Annotated in this window: 12 protein-coding genes; 3 read left to right on the top strand and 9 right to left on the bottom strand. The window is 50.9% G+C overall.

The annotated features are described in order from the left end of the window. Nucleotide 1: 1 nt before the first annotated feature. The 3 genes from Q9L42_RS04015 (at nucleotide 2) to pgi (ending at nucleotide 6,808) form a co-directional block, all read left to right on the top strand. The gene (locus tag Q9L42_RS04015; RefSeq protein ID WP_349432000.1) at nucleotides 2-3,394 is read left to right on the top strand and encodes an ATP-binding protein; all 3,393 of its coding nucleotides are present in this window, start codon (nucleotides 2-4) and stop codon (nucleotides 3,392-3,394) included. Beyond that, the gene (locus Q9L42_RS04010) at nucleotides 3,387-4,595 is read left to right on the top strand and encodes a DUF3322 domain-containing protein (protein ID WP_349431998.1); all 1,209 of its coding nucleotides are present in this window, start codon (nucleotides 3,387-3,389) and stop codon (nucleotides 4,593-4,595) included. The genes Q9L42_RS04015 and Q9L42_RS04010 overlap by 8 nt, the downstream gene beginning before the upstream one ends. 578 nt (nucleotides 4,596-5,173) lie before the next feature. Then, nucleotides 5,174-6,808: a glucose-6-phosphate isomerase gene (gene pgi, locus Q9L42_RS04005; protein WP_349431996.1), complete on the top strand. Its 1,635-nt coding sequence runs from the start codon at nucleotides 5,174-5,176 to the stop codon at nucleotides 6,806-6,808. Nucleotides 6,809-7,049: 241 nt separating this feature from the next. On the opposite strand, the gene Q9L42_RS04000 is transcribed toward pgi, so the two are convergent. The 9 genes from Q9L42_RS04000 to Q9L42_RS03960 all read right to left on the bottom strand — a co-directional run bounded on the left by Q9L42_RS04000 (nucleotide 7,050) and on the right by Q9L42_RS03960 (nucleotide 19,890). After that, a complete protein-coding gene (locus Q9L42_RS04000) occupies nucleotides 7,050-8,546 on the bottom strand; it encodes an HsdM family class I SAM-dependent methyltransferase (protein WP_305909717.1) in 1,497 nt (498 codons plus the stop codon). Nucleotides 8,547-8,590: 44 nt separating this feature from the next. Beyond that, nucleotides 8,591-10,429, bottom strand: coding sequence for a S8 family peptidase (locus Q9L42_RS03995; RefSeq protein WP_349431994.1), 1,839 nt, complete (start codon nucleotides 10,427-10,429; stop codon nucleotides 8,591-8,593). 21 nt (nucleotides 10,430-10,450) lie between these two features. Beyond that, nucleotides 10,451-11,092, bottom strand: a complete 642-nt coding sequence (locus Q9L42_RS03990; RefSeq protein ID WP_305909720.1) for a hypothetical protein — start codon at nucleotides 11,090-11,092, stop codon at nucleotides 10,451-10,453. 15 nt (nucleotides 11,093-11,107) lie between these two features. After that, complete coding sequence (locus Q9L42_RS03985; RefSeq protein ID WP_305909721.1) at nucleotides 11,108-12,115, bottom strand: AAA family ATPase; 1,008 nt, start codon at nucleotides 12,113-12,115, stop codon at nucleotides 11,108-11,110. Between the two features lie 204 nt (nucleotides 12,116-12,319). After that, complete coding sequence (herA, locus tag Q9L42_RS03980; protein ID WP_349431991.1) at nucleotides 12,320-14,083, bottom strand: anti-phage-associated helicase HerA; 1,764 nt, start codon at nucleotides 14,081-14,083, stop codon at nucleotides 12,320-12,322. Beyond that, nucleotides 14,073-15,317 (bottom strand): SIR2 family anti-phage-associated protein, encoded by a 1,245-nt coding sequence (locus tag Q9L42_RS03975; protein ID WP_305909724.1) that lies wholly within the window; start codon nucleotides 15,315-15,317, stop codon nucleotides 14,073-14,075. Before Q9L42_RS03975 ends, herA begins: the two co-directional genes overlap by 11 nt. Next, entirely contained in the window at nucleotides 15,314-16,828 is a 1,515-nt protein-coding gene (locus tag Q9L42_RS03970) for a restriction endonuclease subunit S (protein ID WP_305909725.1), read from the bottom strand. Before Q9L42_RS03970 ends, Q9L42_RS03975 begins: the two co-directional genes overlap by 4 nt. Then, the gene (locus Q9L42_RS03965) at nucleotides 16,828-19,635 is read right to left on the bottom strand and encodes a DEAD/DEAH box helicase family protein (protein WP_349431988.1); all 2,808 of its coding nucleotides are present in this window, start codon (nucleotides 19,633-19,635) and stop codon (nucleotides 16,828-16,830) included. The genes Q9L42_RS03970 and Q9L42_RS03965 overlap by 1 nt, the downstream gene beginning before the upstream one ends. A gap of 15 nt (nucleotides 19,636-19,650) precedes the next feature. Then, nucleotides 19,651-19,890 (bottom strand): helix-turn-helix domain-containing protein, encoded by a 240-nt coding sequence (locus Q9L42_RS03960; protein WP_305909728.1) that lies wholly within the window; start codon nucleotides 19,888-19,890, stop codon nucleotides 19,651-19,653. Nucleotides 19,891-20,127: the final 237 nt, after the last annotated feature.

Below are 20,127 nucleotides of genomic sequence, written 5' to 3'. Positions count from 1 at the left end.
TATGCAAGATAAGGAATTTACCAACATTCACTCCCTGTTCGACAGTGGACAAATCAGACTGGCCGAACTCTCGGTCTATAACTGGGGTTCGTTCCACGGCCTGCATACGGCGAAGATAGACCCGCACGGCACCTTGGTCACCGGCGACAATGGCGCCGGCAAATCGACCTTTATCGATGGCTTGATGGCGCTACTGCTGCCTGCCGGACGAGCCACCTTCAATGTCGCCGCCGCCCAAGGCGACCGCACCGATCGGACACTACTTTCTTATATGCGCGGCAGTTTCGGTTCCGTGCATGACGGCGGCAGTACGCGGGTCAAGAGTAAGCGTGACAAAGCGGTCGTCACCGGATTAAGAGCGCTGTACCGCGGGGATGACGGTTCTTGCATGACCTTGGCGGCTCTGTTTTGGACGACTCAGGCAAGTAATGCGCTGTCGGATGTGAAACGGATTTATTGTGTCGCGAAAAGAAATCTGTCCCTCAAGGAAATGCTCGATGCCTTCGGCGAAGGCAATGCCCGCTCGTTAAAGCAGTGGCTGAGAAACGATCCGGCCATTACCTGCTGCGACGACAGTTTTCCCAACTATCAGGAGTTGTATCGGAAGCTGCTGCACATGGATAACAAGAATGCGCCTGCACTGCTGTCGAGGGCGTTGGGACTGAAAAAAATCGATGATCTGACCTCGCTGATCCGGGAACTGGTCTTGGAGCCCAGCACCGTTAAAGATGATGCGCGGAAAGTCGTCGACGAGTTTGCCGACTTGGTTGCCATACACGACAGCCTGATCGACGCCAGGGCGCAAAGAGATCGTTTGTCCGGATTGCCCGATCTGCATCAGGCGTTGGAACAGGCGGAAACCGAACTGGACTCTCTCGCGCGGGAAAGAAGCGGCTTGCCGGTTTATTTCGGCGAGATTTGTTATGCGCTTTGGACCGAGAAAATCGCCAAACTGCAATCCGCTTTCGACGATTTAGTATTACGACTCAAACAACTCACCGAGCAGGAACAAGAGGCCGAAACCCAAAAGGATCAGCGCTACGCCGATTATCTCGACGCCGGCGGGGAACGAATCGAAGTTCTGAAAAAAGAACTTGGCGACGCGCGGCAACGGCTCAATCAAATTACGGTCCGTGCAGCCGGCTATCAACAAGATATTCGCAAACTCGATCTCGACGATCGCCTGGAAGAAAAACAGTTTTTGGCTAACCAGCAACTCGCCGCCAATACACTCGAAAACATCGGTGCGGAGAAACAAGCGGCCCAGGACCGTTTCGGCAATTTGACTGCCGAATGGACTAATCAGAAGGAACAAAAAGCCGCCCTCGACAAAGAAATCGCAGAAATCAGCACAAGGCCCGATTCCAACATCGATCTGAAATATCAGCAATTGCGCGACGAATTGGTGCAATCGTTGGGGTTTGGCAAGGAGCAATGCATGTTTATCGGCGAATTGATCGATGTCAAAGAAGATCATCGCCACTGGCAAGGCGCGATCGAACGCGCGTTGGGGGGATTGCGAACGACCTTGGCGGTGCCGGCCGACCGTTACTCGATGGTGACCCGTTGGTTGAATACCCGGCATACCGGATTGCATGTCCGCGTTCAGGTGGTCAAAGAAGCAAATTCTCACGACAGGACCGACTTTAAAAGCGACGGCTTTTTGCGCAAATTGATTTGGCGTGAGCATCCTTATCGCGAATGGCTCAAAAAACACCTCTCGCGTTTCGATTTGCAATGCGTATCTTCGACCGAAGAACTGGACAGCACGCCTTTTTCGCTGACCGAACAAGGCCTGATTCAGTTCGATAAAGGCCGGTTCGAGAAAAAAGACCAGCACAAAATCGACGACCGCCGGCGTTGGCAACTGGGCTTTTCAAACAAATCGCGACTGGCCTTGTTGCAAAACGACTTGAAGCAAGCCGTTCAACGCGTAGCCGAACTCTACAAATCCCTGGAAAACGCCAGGGCCGAACTGAATCTGGTCGGCGAACGGGAAGCCACTTGGAAGCGTATTCTCGACTATTCCTGGCCGGAGATCGATGCGCCCAAATGGCATGAAACAGTCAATCGGTTGAAGACGGATATAGCGGAACTCGAGCACGCCGGCAACGCTTTGGAAACGGCGACACGGCGGCTGGAAGAAGCCAAACAAGAGTTAATGGACATCAGAAACCAAAAAGAGGAGGCGATTGGCCAAAAAGGCGAACTCTCCACTCAGCTGGAGGATGCCAAAATGAAACAGACCCAAGCGAGCGCGGCCGCCGCTTCCGGCATAGCCGAAGATATCCGGGCAATGCTCAAGAAACGCATCGGGCCTATACGGGAAAACGACCTGGAACAGATCGTGCAGTTGCAAAACCGTCATGACAAAAACATCGAAAAGCTGCAAGATAAATGGCGGAACAAAAAGAGCGAAGCCGTCAATAAGGCCATCGGCATCATGTCCTCGTTCCGCGCCCATGAAAAATGGCGGGTCGTGGCGGAAGATTGGGGCTGCGATATCGCCAGCCTGGACGAATACCTGGACTACTTAAAACAGCTAGAGGAAGAAGGTTTGCCCAACTTGGTCGAACAATTTATTGGAAGACTCAATAAACACGCAACGCAATCGTTGGCCCGCATTCATAACCGCCTCGATTCCGAACGCGATGACATCGTCGAACGCATCGAGACGATCAACCGGGTTTTATCCCGCACCGAGTTTCGACAGGGCACGCATTTGAAACTGGGGAACAAACTGGAACACTATCCGCATGTCCAGGATTTCAACCGCCAGGTGCGCAGCGTTTTGGGCCAAGCCGCCAGCGACGATCACGAAACCCGTTTCGAGCAATTAAAAGCGGTGGTCGATATTCTGGAAAAAGCCAGCAACCCGGGCACAGCGAACACGATGGAAAGTTTAAGGCTGCTCGACCCGCGCTATCAAATGTCCTTTTATGCGGAAGAACTGGATGCCGAAACACAGGAAGTTAGAGATGTATTGGCCTCTTCCAGCGGCAAATCCGGCGGCGAAAAAGAATCGTTCGCCGGTACGATCGTCGCCGCCAGCCTGGCCTATGTGTTGACGCCGGACGGTTATGACAAACCCGTTTACTGCACGGTATTTCTGGATGAAGCGTTTTCCAACACCGCCGAGGCGGTCAGCCGTCGAGTGCTGCGGGTATTCAAAGAACTTCATATCCATGTCAATCTGATCACCCCTTACAAAAATCTCAATTTAGCCCGCGAATCCGCGCACTCCCTGCTGATTGCCGAACGTGACCCGGAAAATCACGAAAGCAGCCTCTGTGAAGTCACCTGGGAAGAAGTCGATAAACGGCTCGAGCAACAGAGAGAACAGAAGCTCATGACGGAAGCAGTGGAACTGGGCGTGGAAATAGCGCATGGCTAGGTCATGGGGCTTATTGCCTGCCGACATCAGAGCACGGGTTTTAAAGCGGGAATGGCGCAATACTTCTAACTTAAAAGCGCGCCTATTAAATAAAAAACCGTTTCCGATTCGAATTGGGCTAAAACCGCCGACAGGTCAATCCGCCGTCGAGGACATGGAACACTTTCAAACCTTCATTCGCCAATGGCGCTCCTTTCCCTCGCAACAATTTGTTGAATGGGATACCCGCAACTATCGAACGCTTTCCGAGCAGAGCTTGCCGAAATTTTTCATTTTAAAAAATATCCAGGAACTGATCGAGTTTATCGGCGCTGAGGCTGTCAAGCGGAGCCAAATCTGGCAGCGCAATATGTCGCCTTTGTTGGAAGCTTATCCCGGCACGTATCGGGCATTAGTCAAACACTTGCAGACGATAGAGTCGATGCGTCCGTCCGACGCCCGGTTAATGCCTACCTTGGTCGAACAGTTAACGCCGGGGATGGGGGAGGGCAAATACCTCAGAGCATTACCCCTAGTTGGCGTCGACACCAAATTTTTAGAAAATTACCAGTCCCTGATTGCCGACATTCTCGATACGGTGCATGACAATGCCGCCGTGAATGCCGGCGGCTTACACGGATGGCTAGGCTGCCATGCCAATCCGAAAGGCTGGTTAACGATACGCCCCCTATGTGAAAAGGTTCGGGCAAAACTGGGCGGTTTACCCATACTGCAATTGCCTGGCGATGTTTTGAAAGAACAACGTCTTCCAGCCGATAACATTCTCGTCGTCGAAAATATGGCATCAGGACTGGGGCTACCTTTGCTTCCAAATACGATTGCCGTATTCGGTGGCGGAAAAAACGTCGCCTGGATGGAGGCGCCATGGTTGAAATCCAAACGCGTCGCCTATTGGGGCGATCTCGATACCTGGGGACTTTCCATCTTGAGCGACGTGCGTTCCAAATTACCGACGGTAACAGCGCTGATGATGGACCAGGAAACGCTCGACCGCCATGAAGATCGCATGGTTGGCGAACGAAAATCCGTCGATGCCATACCTGAATTTCTTACCGCTTCGGAAACCCAGATTTTTTTAGATTTGAGAAACTCGGAGAAAAACGACTCCAGACTGGAACAAGAAAGGTTGTCGCCAGACTATATCAAAGCCAAACTAAAAAACTGGATAACTATTCAGTATCTTTCAGGGGTTGGGGAGTAGACCATTGATTTCTCGGGACGCGTGAATACATCCATGTAAGCTCTGGCTGCAACGTCCTGTTGCAGACAGCCCGATAAATCAATAATCTACTCCCTCTGATAAAAATACGCTGAATAATTACAAAACTGGATAACTTCTGAAGATTACAGTCAGAAGATACAAATTTGATACGTCATTACAATCATTGAAAAATCACGATATCAATCAACCCCTTTGATGCTTCAAATCTAGATTATTTGTCCAAACTCAATACCATTATTCTTTTAAGGTTACTGCTCGCCCCACTTATCGAACGCGGAAGGGCATGTAGGGTGGATAATCCTGAAGGGCGCATCCCTGCGCGGGGCGGGTTATTCAACCCGCCCCGAACGTTTTGATTTTATTGGCATAGGATTGAAAGATTCAGGCCGGAGTTACAAACTCCGGCCTGCTCAGAGGATGCATCCACCAAAAATGCCGACCCGGTGGATGTGCTCCGCTTATCCACGAATGGGGGTGAGTAGTTACCTTTTAAGCTTGTTTTTCAAACTTTTTTTCATTAGGCTTTCCATCTTACAGAGAAAATACGGAGCCTTCCATTGTCGTCCCTCACCGATTCAGCAACTTGGCAAGAACTCCGGGAACATCATCGGGAAATTGCCGAACTACACATGCGGGATATGTTTGCGCAAGACTCGAAGCGTTTCGATAAACTCTCCCTGAAATTCCAAGATATCCTGTTCGATTTTTCCAAGAACAGAATCACCGAAAAAACCCTGCCCTTGTTACTCAAACTGGCTGAAGAAAGCGACCTGGCGGACAAAATCGCCGCCCTATTCAGCGGGGAAAAAATCAACCGCACCGAAAATCGCTCCGTTTTACATACCGCCTTGAGAAACCCAGGCCGACAGCCCTTTATGTTGGATGGCCGGGATATTCATGCCGATATCCATAGTGTCCTGAACAAAATGCGTGTTTTTTCTGATGCGGTGCATTCGGGAGAGTGGCGAGGTTACACCGGTAAAGTCATCACCGACGTCGTCAACATCGGCATCGGCGGTTCGGACCTGGGCCCCAAAATGGTGGTCAGGGCCTTGCAGCCTTACGCCAAGGGCACTATCCAATCTCACTTTGTATCCAACGTCGCCCAGGCCGAGCTGATCAATACCTTAAACAAATTGAACCCGGAAACGACGCTGTTTTTGATCGCATCGAAAACGTTCACGACTCTGGAAACCATGACCAATGCGTTTTCGGCGCGCGCATGGTTAGTGGATAGCCTCAAAGCGCCGGGCGCGGTCGATAAACATTTTGTCGCCGTCTCCACCAACCGCGACAAGGTCGTCGAATTCGGCATCGATCCCGACAATATTTTCGAGTTCTGGGACTGGGTCGGCGGTCGTTATTCGCTTTGGTCGGCAATCGGTTTATCCATTCCGCTCAATATCGGCATGGATAATTTCGAGCAACTGTTGAACGGCGCCCACGAAGCGGACGAATACTTCAAAAACGCGCCTTTCGAGCAAAACATCCCCGTCATCATGGCACTGCTGGGTATCTGGTATAACAACTTTTTCAATGCGGAAACCCATGCCATTCTGCCTTATGGCTATTATCTGCGGTACTTTCCGGCCTTCATGCAACAAATGGACATGGAAAGCAACGGCAAAAACATCGATATCGACGGCAATCCGGTCGATTATCAAACCGGACCTATCGTCTGGGGACAAGCCGGCACGAACGGCCAGCACGCCTACTATCAATTAATCCATCAAGGCACCAAACTAGTTCCGTGCGATTTTCTGATCCCCGGCACCAGCTGCCATTTCCTGCCGGATCACCGCAATATCCTGGTCTCCAACTTTTTGGGCCAAACCCAGGCCCTGATGCAGGGCAAAACCGCCGACCAGGTGCGCAAAGAACTGGAACAGGCCGGCAGCGAATACGACGAAGCGCTGATCAACGCCAAGGTCTTCCCCGGCAATATTCCGACCAACTCGTTTTTATTCAAAGTCTTGTCGCCGAAAACGCTGGGCTCGTTAATCGCATTGTACGAGCACAAAGTCTTCGTGCAAGGCGCTATCTGGAACATCAACTCATTCGACCAGATGGGGGTCGAACTGGGCAAAAAACTCTCCGGCGCCATTTTTCCGGAATTGCAGAACGACCAACCGGTGCATAGCTACGACAGCTCGACTAACGGCCTGATCAATTATTTGAAAGAAATTCGTTGATGTGTCGGCTTATAGCCACAGGGCACATGCGGCTTCGCCTAACCAGACCTATGTGGCTACCATGACACTTCAATCGATACCGACCCCCCTTTTGATTTCGCCGACCCTTTTGATTTCGTACTGAGTTCTGCAAGAAGAAACCGGGCTGCCCAAGTAGGTGCTGAAAAATGCTATTCAGACGGCTTATGGGGCTTTGCGGGTTGGGAACTAGCGGTGCCCAACCATTGCCGGATAAGGACAGTTATGTGGGTTCTTTTGTAGACAAGCCGCTTAGCACTTCCCGGAAGCTGTTTAATCCAGCCTCCAGGTTTTCAATAATCTCTTCTGCGAGATCGTCTGGTTCAGGCAAGTTCTCCAGGTCGGTCAGGCTTTTGTCTTTTAGCCAGAAGATGTCCAGGCTGGTTTTGTCGCGCGCTAGTAATTCCTCAATACTGTATTTCCGCCAGCGGCCTTCTAGGTTCTTCTCGGGATGCCAGGTTTCTTTGCGCTTGGACGGGCTTTTCGGGTTGTAGCACTCGATAAAGTCCGCTAAATCTTCAAAGCGCATTGGCTTTTTCTTCAGGGTGTGATGGATATTAGTTCGGTAATCGTAAAACCACACGGCTTTCGTCCACGCCTTTGGACTGGCTGGCTGGTTATCGAAAAACAACACATTCGCCTTAACCCCTTGCGCGTAAAAAATGCCAGTGGGTAAACGCAGAATGGTATGCAGGGTTGTGTTTTCCAACAGCTTCTTGCGGATCGTTTCACCCGCGCCGCCCTCAAACAGCACGTTATCCGGTACAACGACGGCGGCTTTGCCGGTGGTTTTCAACATGCTGCGAATATGCTGAACGAAGTTGAGCTGCTTGTTGGAGGTAGTGGCCCAAAAGTCTTGTCGGTTATAAGTGAGCTCGTCAGTCTCCTGTTCACCTTCTTCGTTGGTAAAGCTCATAGAGCTTTTCTTGCCAAACGGTGGATTGGCGAGCACATAGTCTACGCTAACGGGGCTGGCCGCGATCAGCGCATCATTAGGGGAAACTAGGCTATCGCCATCAATTTCGCCGATGTTGTGTAAAAACATATTCATCAAACACAGGCGGCGGGTATTGGCGACGATTTCGTTACCATAGAAAGTGCTGTGTTTGAGAAACTGCTTTTGTTCTTTATCGAGCGAATAGTTTTCGTTGTTTGTCAGAAAGTCATAGGCCGCCAGGAAAAATCCACCCGTACCGCATGATGGGTCGGCGATGGTTTTTCCGGGTTCTGGCCGAACGCACTCGACCATGGCGCGAATTAATGCCCTCGGCGTGAAATACTGGCCCGCTCCAGACTTGGTATCTTCCGCGTTCTTCTCCAGTAAACCTTCATAGATGTCACCCTTAACATCTGCACCCATCATGATCCACTGGGTGCTATCGATCATATCGATCAGGCGGTACAACTTGGCGGGGTCTTGAATCTTGTTTTGCGCTTTGGTGAAAATCTGGCCCAACATGCCTTTCTGCTTACCCAGCTCGCGCAGCAACTCCACATAAAGCACCTCAAGCTCCGCACCTTTCTTACTAGTCAGCGCCTGCCAGTTGTACTTTGCAGGAATACCCACATCACGAGAGTATGGTGGTTTGGAGTATTCATCGGCCATCTTCAGGAAGATCAGATAGGTTAGCTGTTCAAGATAGTCGCCATAGCCCACACCGTCGTCGCGTAGGGTGGTGCAGAAGCTCCAGACTCTGGAGATAATGGTTGATGTATTCATATTTCTTGCTCTCTTATTAGTGGTATCAGAGCCACTTAAATCAATTATTCGATAACAATCGGCACGCCAATCTGGTTCGCAATCGGTGTGTATAAATCCACGTCAATATCTGGTGCATTAATAGATACGACCAGCGAGTACCTGATGCGCTGATCGTACCGTTCAAGCGCTGGCCTGGTTTTCCACCAACCAAGCGAGGGGTAAACCGCAATGGCACCGCGGCTTGCTAGCTCTGCTGCACTGCCTTTCCAAATATCTGAGTGCAGCGAGCCTTTATGCCGGTTCTTTTTGCCAATCATCCAGTTGGGATCATTGTCGCTTCTACTTACACGCTCTTCATCGTCTCTAGCTGCAGCATTGATACGGGCACGGAAGTCAGCTTCGCTTTCCAGCGGGCGTTTTACATCAAAACGAAGGCCATGGGACTCATACCGATAGCGCGAAGTAACGCCACGGGCAGAAGGGTTGGGTTCGATGAAATAAGACAGGGTTACCCGCATTTCTACCTGCGTTTCACCAAGCGCTTCAAGCTCCTGCAATGGCCATGGCAAGCGGTGCAGATTCATATCCCTTAGCTGTGGTTCTTTGCCTTTTTCGCGTTTGAACGGATTTAAAAATTCCTCACAAATCATGGTTAACGAGTTGTCCGCGCTCCACATGGCTCTATCGAGGCTTGGCTCACCAAACCCGCAATGCCTTACCATTTCAGCTGTTTGTGCCTTGGTTGGCCCCCCTCTTGCGGGCAGAAACATACGCTTCATGGCATCGGTCCACTGCGCTGAATGCACTATCAATCCGCGTATACTTTCTGGCCACAGGTTCGGGTATCTGGCCATTAACTGGGCCGCCATTCGTGCACAAAGGGCTGAAGCGGCACTGGTGGCATTGCTCGTGGTCAGCAGGCGTTCTGCTGGATTTGCATTGGTCGTCAGCAGACTTAAGCTTGGCATCCAGGCGGCACCTAAACCGTCTTGTGCCACATTACCACCTTCGAATACCACATCCGGTTTTAATGGCCAGAGGGATTGCCACGTTTGTGATGTAGTACTGAACGGGCTTAAACCACCGTTTTCTGCAATCGGAGCGTAGTGCTCTGCATCCGCTTCGGTGATTCTTGCCAGGTTGGTCATGGCACCCACAGTCAAGGCATTCCATGCCTGCGCCGGGTCATGAATACCATCGGAGGCATTGCTGTGTGGGTATTCCATCCAAGCGTTAGGGTCTTTAATGTTACCGGCAGATATCACAAATAATTTTGGCGCCTCACCTTGTGCATCTGCATCAAAGGCAAGCCGGTCGATGGTTGCAGACCAGGCTGAAGGACGCCCCCGGTCACGATTGTCTCTGGCGGTAATCGCCATACTGAAAACCCGTTTGCGGTGCGGCGCAGTAACGGTTGGTCGATCGACGGCCTCGGAGGTCAGGTAGCCATGCAGAATGGCATCACCACCATTGGCTCCATCTTCTGGCAGTAATTTAACGGACTCCAAACGATGTGAAATCGTTACCGGAGCCAGAATAGTTAGCGCTTCAGTGAGATTACCAAGCAGGGCAAGGCCCGCCATCTCTGTACCATGCCCTTCGCCATCATCAACAGCCCATGCAGGTTCAACGCTATGCTTATCGGCATTGGCAATAGCCTGTTGCAATAACGGGTGTCCATTGTTCACCCCTGTATCAAGCAGGCACACATAGGGCGCGTCTGCACCGTCATCGGGAAAGGTTAAGCGGTCATTTAGCTCATCAATCCATTCAGGCTGCTCTTCCGTGGGTAAAGCATCAAAGAACTCTGCCGTTTCTTTAGCACGACGCAATTCGGCGATACTGTTTAACGTCATCATCGAGCGCTTCATCTGGCCGACTGACCCATAAACCAGCAGCACTGAGCGTTCCGGAAAGTAGAGCTAACCTGGTACAATACGAAAGTTCAGGCCAGTCGCCGTTTCCCGGAATTGATTCACAATCCCTTGGCGATCCCCTCGAGTCGGCAACCAGACCTCCCACCATAAGTGTTCGTCGTCTGCGACCGGCATGGAATCGGGCGAGTCAGTCCACAGGGCTTGTAAAGTGGCCGCACGAATTTCCGAAATGGCATTCAGCAATTTGCTATGAGCAGGACCACTCTTTTTGTCCTTGCTGTCATCTAAGTAATCGGTGATGAGTTTTTCGAAAACACCGAGCTTACCGTCTGGCACAAAAACCGTAGCAAACGTCTTATTACCTTCTTGGCGGACATTTCGCAGTTCGATACCTGAGCGTTCACGGGCAAGGGATTCAAAAGCCAGTTCAACATCCGGGAAGCTTTCAAACTCAATTTGCAGACCGATCCCTTCTTCAACACCAGCCTGCCGCTGTTGATCCGCCGCTTCGGCCAGCACGGGCGTCAGTTGCTGAAGCTTACCCAGTAGGGCACCGCCATGTGTCTCCCTGTCTCTGCTAGGTATCTGTTTACCGCCGCCACCTGTTGCTGGGGATGTAAAGCTTTCTGCTTGAGCGCTGTTTTGAAAAATAAAATGCGGGTGGTTATTCGGCTCCCTTTCTGCCATATGATGTCCTTATCGTTAACTGTTCTTATTCAATCGGTTGGAAAGCCTGCGGCGTTCCTCCAGTGCTTGCGAAATATCTTTTTCTGATATTTTTTCTGCTCGTTCAATTAACGCCGTTTTCAACACCTCATCCGCAGCACGAGTGAGCTCCGCGTAGCTCAAGCCAAGCGCCTTAGTGGCCAAACGCTTCCAAGAGGTATTCTTAACGGCCATACGCGACAAGCGTGACTTCAATACACTGGCAATATGTGCTTCATCTGGCAACTCGTAATGCAGCAGATCATCAAAGCGGCGGAACAGGGCGTTATCCAGAATATCCGGGTGGTTGGTGGCGCCGATGATCAAACTGTGGGAGTCATCCTGCTCGATCATTTGCAGGAAGCTGTTAAGTATACGACGCACTTCTCCCACATCGTTAGCCAACCCCCGTTGGGAGCCGATAGCATCAAACTCATCAAAGAAATACACTCCGCGAGCATGGTGGGTCGACTCAAAAATCTGCCGCAGCTTGGCTGCAGTCTCGCCCATAAACTTGGTGATCAGCCCATCGAGACGCACCTGGAACAACGGCAGACCCAGTTCACCGGCCAGTACCGATGCAGTCATGGTTTTGCCCGTACCGGGTGGGCCGACTAACAGCAGCTTGCGCCGTGGCGATAACCCGTGGGACAGGATTTCCGTGGCATGGCGCTGCTCGCGAATAATCCGCTCCAACTGTAGGGCAAGCTCGTTATTAAGCACCATATCTCCCAGGCGGGATTTGGGGTAACTCACACTAAGCAAGTTAGCCAGTTCACCCCTTGGCTTGCTGATTGGCACCGCCTTGCTATCTGGCATACTCCCTGGTAAAGCCGCCCGGCGGGATTTGGCCTGATCAACCAGCGCACGCAACTCTTCAGCCAGCTTGCCATGGCCACGCTTGGCTTCATGGGCCGCCACCTGCATGGCAACGGAGTAAAAACGGCTTTCGTCGCCCTCCAGATGAGACTGGAGCAGCGCCTTTAATTGGTCTGCACTGGCCATAATCGGGCCCTCCTCAATATGAGGTTATTGTACCTTTTCGGGTGGAGGATCACGATCAAAAACATCAGGAGGCCACCTTGGGCTTTCGGCCCCGCTTGACGCCTGGTATTGCGGCTGCCCTGGGGATTCCAGCTTTTTTTGTTCACCATGTGTTCGCTTTCGTTTGTGCAGTGGGATACGTTGTCGACATTGACTCGGAGCTTGCTACTCATTTGTTGCCCACCCATCAAATCTTCCATCCTCGGATTTAGGTGTTGGGTCTGCACTTTTGGACCGTATACAGGTTGGCAAGGCCACAGTCCCCCCCATTACAAGGGCATGTTGCCTGGGTAGACCTGCAATACGAGATACCTCACGTTTATCTGCCCACTCGCAAGCAGATGAAATCACACGCAAGTCTTGCTCGGATGTAAGGCGAAAGGAAACCCATGTGTTGCACTGAGAAAGGACTGTTGGCGATACTTCGGACGGCCTCTGTGTACTAAGCCATAGTGCAAGTCCAAACTTACGACCTTCTTTAGCCAGTCTTTCATATGCGAGCGATGAGGTGCCTGAATCCCCATCAGGCACGGGCCGCAGATAGTGATGCGCCTCTTCAAGTACTAGCAAGGTGGCTGGGTTATTGCCTTGTCCGCGGCGGAACAGGACTTGAGAATATAGCTCTAGCATCGAACCCAGCACGAGGGGCATTAAGTCTTGCGGTACTTGGCGAAGATTCACAACGTGCACGCGCCACTGAGTCTCCGCACAGCCAAAGATCTTATCGACCAGGTGTTCTCCTTCCGCCCGCATATCAAGGTTGCCACCATTGACTGGAGCACCACCGCTTACATCAACGACCGCTCGAAGCATCTCATCATCTACTAGACGATGGATTCGGGTGATAAGAGGTGAGACGTTGCCATATTGAAAGCCATTTCGCTCAATAGCGCCTCTATTGTTAGGCGCTAAGCTATGACTCTCTGCAACTAAAGCCGATAGAGCAGACATGTGAGGCCAATTTTGAGCGAGCTGGCCCTGACGTTCTCTGAGGGCATTGATTGCACGGTCAGCTTCCGCAGCACCATTTTGGCGACAATCATCAAAAAGAACAGGATTAACACCATCAATCGATGCACCTCGCTGAGCCGGGTGCCAATGAATATATTTCAAGTTGTCGATGGCAAATGACAATGCTGGCCGCTGTGTTTTTTCACTTGGCAAAAGAAGTCGATTGAGGCCCTGTCTGCCGAGCGCGTAATAGGGAATACGATACCCTTCTGCACCATCAGCATCTTCACCTATAACGGTATGCTGATAGGCACCTTCTGGCAGTCTGCACTCCATGTCGCCCGCAGCTATCGCACTCTCAGATTTTCTGAATGCGCGATCGTACTCCCCATTGATATCGAATATAACAATGCGGGAGTTCGGCATATCTGCTAGTTGCTGTAAAACGGCGGCAGTAAAGCAGCTTTTACCTTGGCCTGAACTTCCTAGAACAGCAATATGCTGCGCCAAGAGTCGGTTTAGACCAGTCCTAACACTATTCCCTGTTTTATACTCGTTACCAAGTGTAATGGGCCCGTCAGGCTCCGGCCCCCCAAGTACAATTTGCGACTCTTCGCCTGTTAGTGGAAAGGCTTCTGCTCCCAAAGGCGGTGATGCCAAATTGTCGGATACAAATCTTCCCGCCTCTACCCAACCAATTACTGTGCCATGCAAATGACGTAAAGGCTGGCCATTCTGACTCTGGCTGCTTGCGGAAGGGCGATGAATTTCTTTGGGTTCTGAAAAATTTAGGCCGGAAATTTTCAGTACAAAAAGCCGATACCCCCCATCGAGAACCAACAGCCCGCCAACTTCACCTACCGGAGTGACGCCTTGATAGTGACTCGCCATTTGTCCACGGTGGTGATCCAGTAGATTGAGCGTGACCTGGCCGCCATCAATCTGAACAACATAGCCAATAGCGGTTCTACTCAGCATCTTCGTCACCAGATATCGCTTTTATTCTGTCTCGAAATTCCTGCTCCTTCAAATCGTAGAGCATAGGGTCTGGCAGGAAGTCGACCATGTGATTGAAATATGCATTCGCGCCACCGCCCACAAAAGTCAGGCGGGGCGATTTCAGAGCGATTAGGCGCTTCACTTCAGGCTTAAGTGCCTCAAGCTGCGTTGGGTCAGTGCCTATAAATTCTGGCAAAAACGCAATGACTTGCAGTGTTGGATTAAGCAGTGCGGAGCGTAGAAGGCGGTTGATATGGTCATCGCCAAACGAATAGCCTGCCAAAATGATGCAGCTTTGTGGCCTGGCTAGAAAGTCGGAGAAGCGGCGGAACAGCTCTCCAGACAGAAAACCAACGGTCTGTAAATATTTAGCTGCCCTGGGGAAAACCATCAGTGACTCGTCTATTGCTTCCACACCATCAGCGATTTTTTTGAGTTTCGGCCAAGCTTCAGGTGCAGCCAGTTCACGATATTCGCCATCAGTACATTGCCAGGTTAGCGAGCCATGTAGTTTTGCCAAGTAAACATCGTTACAGCCAAACCTGGCTTCACCTTTGGCATTGATGTTTCGGTATCCCAAGTCGAAAGATTGTGGCGAGAATGTGCGATTATGAATGCCGACAAACCCGGTATGTGTGTGTATCCCTACGGATTCGGCTGCCCACTCCACAGCCAGATCGTAGTTTGTAGTAAACACCCATGGGCTTGCCTGTCCAGGCTGTCGAGCGCCAACCAAGCGTTGCAACAATTTAACGTGATAAGGTAAACGATCAAATGCCGGTGGTTTTGCCCATGCATCTTCATCCAGTATGGCTGCTTTAACCACGTATTTAAGTAGTATGGCTATGTCGCTTTTGAGGGTTTTTAAATTCCTACTGGCGGGTTTGCGGCGGTGCCAGTCAATCTGCGCCATTTCCAACTGATCCAGAAGAATTTCGATATTAGGCAGCGCTCTGGGGTTGCCTCCTTCAAAGTTGGCTAAAACGACATCTTCCTGTGCGATAAACCCGTCATTTGCAAATCGCACCGCAGTATCAGCGTGGTCGCGGATAAAATCCTTCCACAGCTGTACAATGGTCATGCCGCCAGCGGCAACGGACGCCCCCGCACCAAGCAGCACAGCTGTGTTTTCCAGACGCAGCATGGCCGCCAAATGCGCACGTAAATCTTGCTCGTCTAAAGCGGTGTCGCCGCGTATACAGACAATACTCATTTTGCCCTCCTTGTCTTTGTAGTGCTGTTTGCCTTAGACGTTTCTCTCTCGGCTTGTATACGTGCCAGCAGCTCACTGGCAGGTTCATCGTTGGCGTCTTGGGGAACCAACTGGCCAGAGAAGGCTTTTTTCAAGATAGACTGGCGTAGGGTTTCGGCTTTCACTAACTGAATATTCAATTCATTATCTAAGTTTTCGACAAAAGATAGTTTCTCGGATAGTGCTTGTACTACCGCCATTTGTTCTTCGACGGAACAAAGTGGGAACTGAATACTTGCTACCCGGCTTTTATTCAGTGCCTTTTGATTGTTACCGGAACCTACTCGTCTGGTCTGCTCATACTGATACTGGAGAAAATAATAGATATACTCTGGCGGCAAACCAACCTCAGATACTCTAATCGCCGCAGTGTTTTGATTGTGAGCTGCTGGAACTCGAAGAATAGCGGCTTGACCTCTGGTTTTACCCTCGCCAATCATTGCTAACAAAACCGTGCCTTCCTGGTGTATTTCCGTTGAGGTGTTCCCGTATCCTTTCGTGGTTATAGTCTCGGTTGTTTTATGGATTTCGCAGAAAGCGACTTCTCCACTACTTACCCAAAATATATCGCCATTCCAGAATTCATTCTTTTTCCGACTTGGGGTTGCACCAACGTGAACCGAAAAAACGTGCCCCATAAGCATAGATTCCCATGTTTCGGGAATATCGAAATCTATTTCGGAGCCAGCGCCTATCTCACCTTGTTTTTCAAATTCTTTTGGCTTTCCCGGCTTTTTCCCCTCTTTGCCATTCGCTTCCCACGCTTCTACAGCGGCTTTCCACTCTTCCAGCTGTTGCTGGTAACGAGCTTCGCGTTCTTGTTGAATACGGGCGAGGAGTTGTTCGGGGGATTCCAGCTTGTAGCCATTATCTTCCCGCCACTTTGCTGTTAGTTTGCCTTCAAAGGCATGTTTGAGCACGGCCTGGCGGTAGACTTTGAGTTGTTCGCGGGCGGTCTTCAGCGCGGCAATGCCGTTGTCCAATTCGGAGAACAGCTCTTCGATTTTGGCTACAATGCGTTTTTGTTCGTTGAAAGGAGCAATAGGAAATTGATAATTCCAGAGTAGATCTGGATCAACATGAGGAGTCCCGCTTCCCTTGGCTCGCGTATTGATTTCTTGATATTTAGATAGGAGAAAATAATACGCATATTGATTGTTCATCCCCGGGAAATTGATGCGCACAAGTGTGCTTCCTAATGCACCGTGCATACCTTTTCCGACCAACCCCGAACGCGAGCCATCCCAAACCATTAGGAAGTCTGACTCATAACAAATTCGACAGCCCTCACCATCAGTCCAAGACTTAATATTACCTTCATCGAAAGCCTCTATATCAACATAAGGAAGGCTAGACTCAGCCGTTTTTTCTGCTGTCTGCTTTTTGGGTTTTTTCCCTTTTTCATTTTCGACAAATTGCCCGAGCTTAACGCTTTCCCAAGAAGGTGGCAGCACCCCGTATAAATTACTCATCACGCCACCAACTCCCGATTCAGCTCATCAATCACCCAATCCATCTTGTCACCAAACTGCTGGTACATGCCCATTAAGCCGCCTTTGGCGTCGAAGGGAGTCATATCCAGATCATCGCGTTCAAAGTGAAAGGAACTGGCGATATGGTCGCGAATGGCTTGCAGCCATTGCATTTGTTGTTCATTAAATTTTTCTGAATTACCTGAGTGGTACTTCATGATCCAATCCTGAAAGTTCTTTCTTACGGTGCTGCTAAAGGGCGTGATTTGACTATCGATGCCACACACCCGGCGAACCAGTGCGACTAAGGCGGTAAGTTCGGTCAATGGGTTTTCACCGGTATAGTTATCCAAATGGGCGTAAGCCTGCCAGATGCGTAACGGCGCGAGTTTGGGGCGGTCTTGCTTGAGCTTTTCCAACAGGGCTTTGATTTGTGGGTAGGTCACCTCAGCACGGCGTGCTGGTGTATGGAAATAGATGGCGAGCGCATCAATTTCATCAGCCTGTTCTTGCAAGTAGTCGGCAAACTCCTGGGTGAGCATCTTGGCGTTTTCGGTGGTTTCACCATCCCACTCGGCTTTGAGTACTGTATCCAGGTCGTCGTGAACGATGGTTTGTTCTTTGTCGCGGCGGATTGAATCAATCAGCTCGATCAATTCGCCGTTAAACACGTTTGCCACCTGACTGACCAGTTGTTGCTGAGCTTTGTTGCGGGCATCGTCACCGGGGTCGGTACCGACGGGCTGGCCTGCGATTTCCAATGCTTTTTGCTCTACGCGGTCGCCATCAATGGCGTTGAAGAGTTCACCCACGATCATCAGTAGTGGCGTGCCACCGGCCTTTTCCGCAATGCGGGCGCGTTCCTTGTCATCCAGTTGCTTGTCCAGCCGAGCCAAGCGGCCTGCCAGCGATGAAACAGTGTCGCTGTCACTCGCTCCCATCATCACGCCCATGGCCAGGTCTTTCAGCGGCACGCTAGGTTTGGTGATCAGCGGTTGGCTGGCGGTTTTGACGGATTTGGTCACGCCGATGGCATCGACAATCACATAATGGGTTTTGGCGCTTTGCGCGGATGGTGTCACCTTTTGCAGACTGTCTTTATCCAGTGTGCGGGTGCCGCGCCCCTTCATTTGTTCAAAGTAGTTTTTGCTTTTGACATCGCGCATAAACAGCAGGCATTCCAGCGCCTTGACGTCGGTACCTGTGGCAATCATATCGACGGTAACGGCGATACGCGGGTAGTAATCGTTGCGGAACTGGGCGAGCACGGATTTTGGATCTTCCCCTTTTTCAATCACGTTGCCGTCGGCATCGGTCTTGTCATTGGCTACGCGGTAGGTGACTTTTTTGCAAAACTGGTTACTTTCGCCAAACTCTTCGCGCACGGTTTGAATGATGTCATCGGCGTGGCTGTCGGTTTTGGCAAAGATCAGGGTTTTGGGCACTTCTTTACGCCCAGGGAATATGGCCGGTAGCGCATCCCTGAATGTTCGGGTAACGGTGCGAATCTGGTCGGGGTTAACAATGTCGCGATCAAGCTGTTTCGCGGTGTAGGCTTCGTCCTGATCCTGTTGCTCCCAGCGCTTGCGGCGGGTGGTGCGCTCGCGGCGCTCTACCTGTTGTTTGGCTTCGATTTTGCCGCCTTGCTTGGTCTTTTCGGTTTCGATCACAAAGATCTCGTTACCGACGTTAACACCATCGGCCACGGCTTTTTCGTGGTTGTATTCGCTGACCACGTTTTTGCGGAAGAAGCCGTAGGTGCGGTTGTCCGGTGTGGCAGTCAGGCCGACCAGGTAGGCATCAAAATACTCCAACACCTGCCGCCACAGATTGTAAATTGAGCGGTGGCATTCATCTATGATGATGACATCGAAAAACTCGGGTGGGATCTTTTCGTTGTATACGACCGGCAGTGGCTCTTTAGGCTTAGTGAATTGCTCAGCCGGGTTCTGCTCTTCGAGTGATTCGTCTAACGGTTCATCTTTTAAAATGGAATACATGCGCTGGATGGTGCTGATACAGACCTGGGCATCTTTGGCGATGTATTGATTCTTCAGCCGCTGTACCGTGTAAAGCTCAGTAAACTTTCGGTTATCGTCGTTTGGCACGAAGCTCATGAACTCTTGTTCTGCCTGCTCCCCAAGATTCTTGGTATCCACCAGAAAGAGAATGCGATTGGCACTCACGGGCTCGCGTAACAGACGATAACTGGCTGTAATCGCAGTAAAGGTTTTACCTGAGCCAGTGGCCATCTGTACCAGGGCGCGGGGCTTGTCTTGCTTGAAGGACTCTTCCAGGTTGGTGATGGCGGTAATCTGGCAATCACGCAGACCTTCTTTGATCAATGGCGGGAAATCCTGCAAACGACCTCGCAGGCTTTTGGGCTCTTTCAGCCATTTGGCAAGGGTTTCCGGGCGGTGGAAGTTAAACACTTCGCGGGAGCGTGGGTGTGGATCTAAACCATCAGTAAAGCGGGTAATGACGCCGGTACTTTCATACACGAAGCGCAAAGGCTGGCTGTTGTTTACCCATTTCAAGGTGGCGTTCGCATACCCTTGCGACTGATCTTCAACCGTGGTGATCTTCTCGCCCCAGGCTTCAGGTTTGGCTTCAATTACGCCCACGGCTTGTTTATCAACAAACAGCACATAATCAGCTGGGCCGACATCGGTCTGATACTCGCGGACAGAAATTCCCGTGGCAGCAGAGAAATCGATTTTCTTTTTGTCCTGCACGACCCATCCCGCTTGCGCGAGCAAAGCGTCTATTTGGTCACGGGCTTTTTGTTCTGGATTTTGATTGACCATGTTTCACGTCCCTGTCTACTGACTGCCATCGTGCGCTTGATGTTTGTTGCCTGTCGGCGTCGCGCGCTCTAACAGATCACCAATGCCGCAGTCGAACAACTCACACAATTTGTCGAGCGCTTCCAGATCCACTTTCTGCGCCGTCTCTTTATAAAGCAGCGTCACCGTGGCGCGGCTTAAGCCAGTTTCTCTGGCAACGTCGGCAATACGCATCTTGTGCTCGCCCATCATGCGGGCGAGATGGCAGCGGATCATGGCTGTGCCTCTGGCTAATAGTCTGGTTATAGGAATAACACACGAGCGTAGCACAATTTTTATATTAGCATCGTATTTTGTAAGTTGAAATTAAATTATGTAGGGCTAATTCTCAAATATTGCCAATCGTTTTTTGCCTACATCCCAATGACTTTTTCTGCCGCTCTGGCTAGCCATGACACCAACGCATCTTGCTCGTTTTTTCTTGTTATCCGGGCGCCCCAAATATTCCCGAAC

This window comes from Methylomarinum sp. Ch1-1 (assembly GCF_030717995.2).
GTDB lineage: Bacteria > Pseudomonadota > Gammaproteobacteria > Methylococcales > Methylomonadaceae > Methylomarinum > Methylomarinum roseum.
This window is presented reverse-complemented; position numbering and strand designations above follow the sequence as displayed.

Excerpts from the sequence above, each read along its gene's own strand:
- Q9L42_RS03975 (WP_305909724.1), bottom strand. The coding sequence starts at position 15,317 with ATGAGTATTGTCTGTATACGCGGCGACACCGCTTTAGACGAGCAAGAT.
- Q9L42_RS04000 (WP_305909717.1), bottom strand. The coding sequence starts at position 8,546 with ATGAATACATCAACCATTATCTCCAGAGTCTGGAGCTTCTGCACCACC.
- Q9L42_RS03970 (WP_305909725.1), bottom strand. The coding sequence starts at position 16,828 with ATGAGTAATTTATACGGGGTGCTGCCACCTTCTTGGGAAAGCGTTAAG.
- Q9L42_RS03985 (WP_305909721.1), bottom strand. The coding sequence starts at position 12,115 with ATGGCCAGTGCAGACCAATTAAAGGCGCTGCTCCAGTCTCATCTGGAG.
- Q9L42_RS03990 (WP_305909720.1), bottom strand. The coding sequence starts at position 11,092 with ATGGCAGAAAGGGAGCCGAATAACCACCCGCATTTTATTTTTCAAAAC.
- Q9L42_RS04015 (WP_349432000.1), top strand. The coding sequence starts at position 2 with ATGCAAGATAAGGAATTTACCAACATTCACTCCCTGTTCGACAGTGGA.
- Q9L42_RS04010 (WP_349431998.1), top strand. The coding sequence starts at position 3,387 with ATGGCTAGGTCATGGGGCTTATTGCCTGCCGACATCAGAGCACGGGTT.
- Q9L42_RS03965 (WP_349431988.1), bottom strand. The coding sequence starts at position 19,635 with ATGGTCAATCAAAATCCAGAACAAAAAGCCCGTGACCAAATAGACGCT.
- herA (WP_349431991.1), bottom strand. The coding sequence starts at position 14,083 with ATGCTGAGTAGAACCGCTATTGGCTATGTTGTTCAGATTGATGGCGGC.
- Q9L42_RS03960 (WP_305909728.1), bottom strand. The coding sequence starts at position 19,890 with ATGATCCGCTGCCATCTCGCCCGCATGATGGGCGAGCACAAGATGCGT.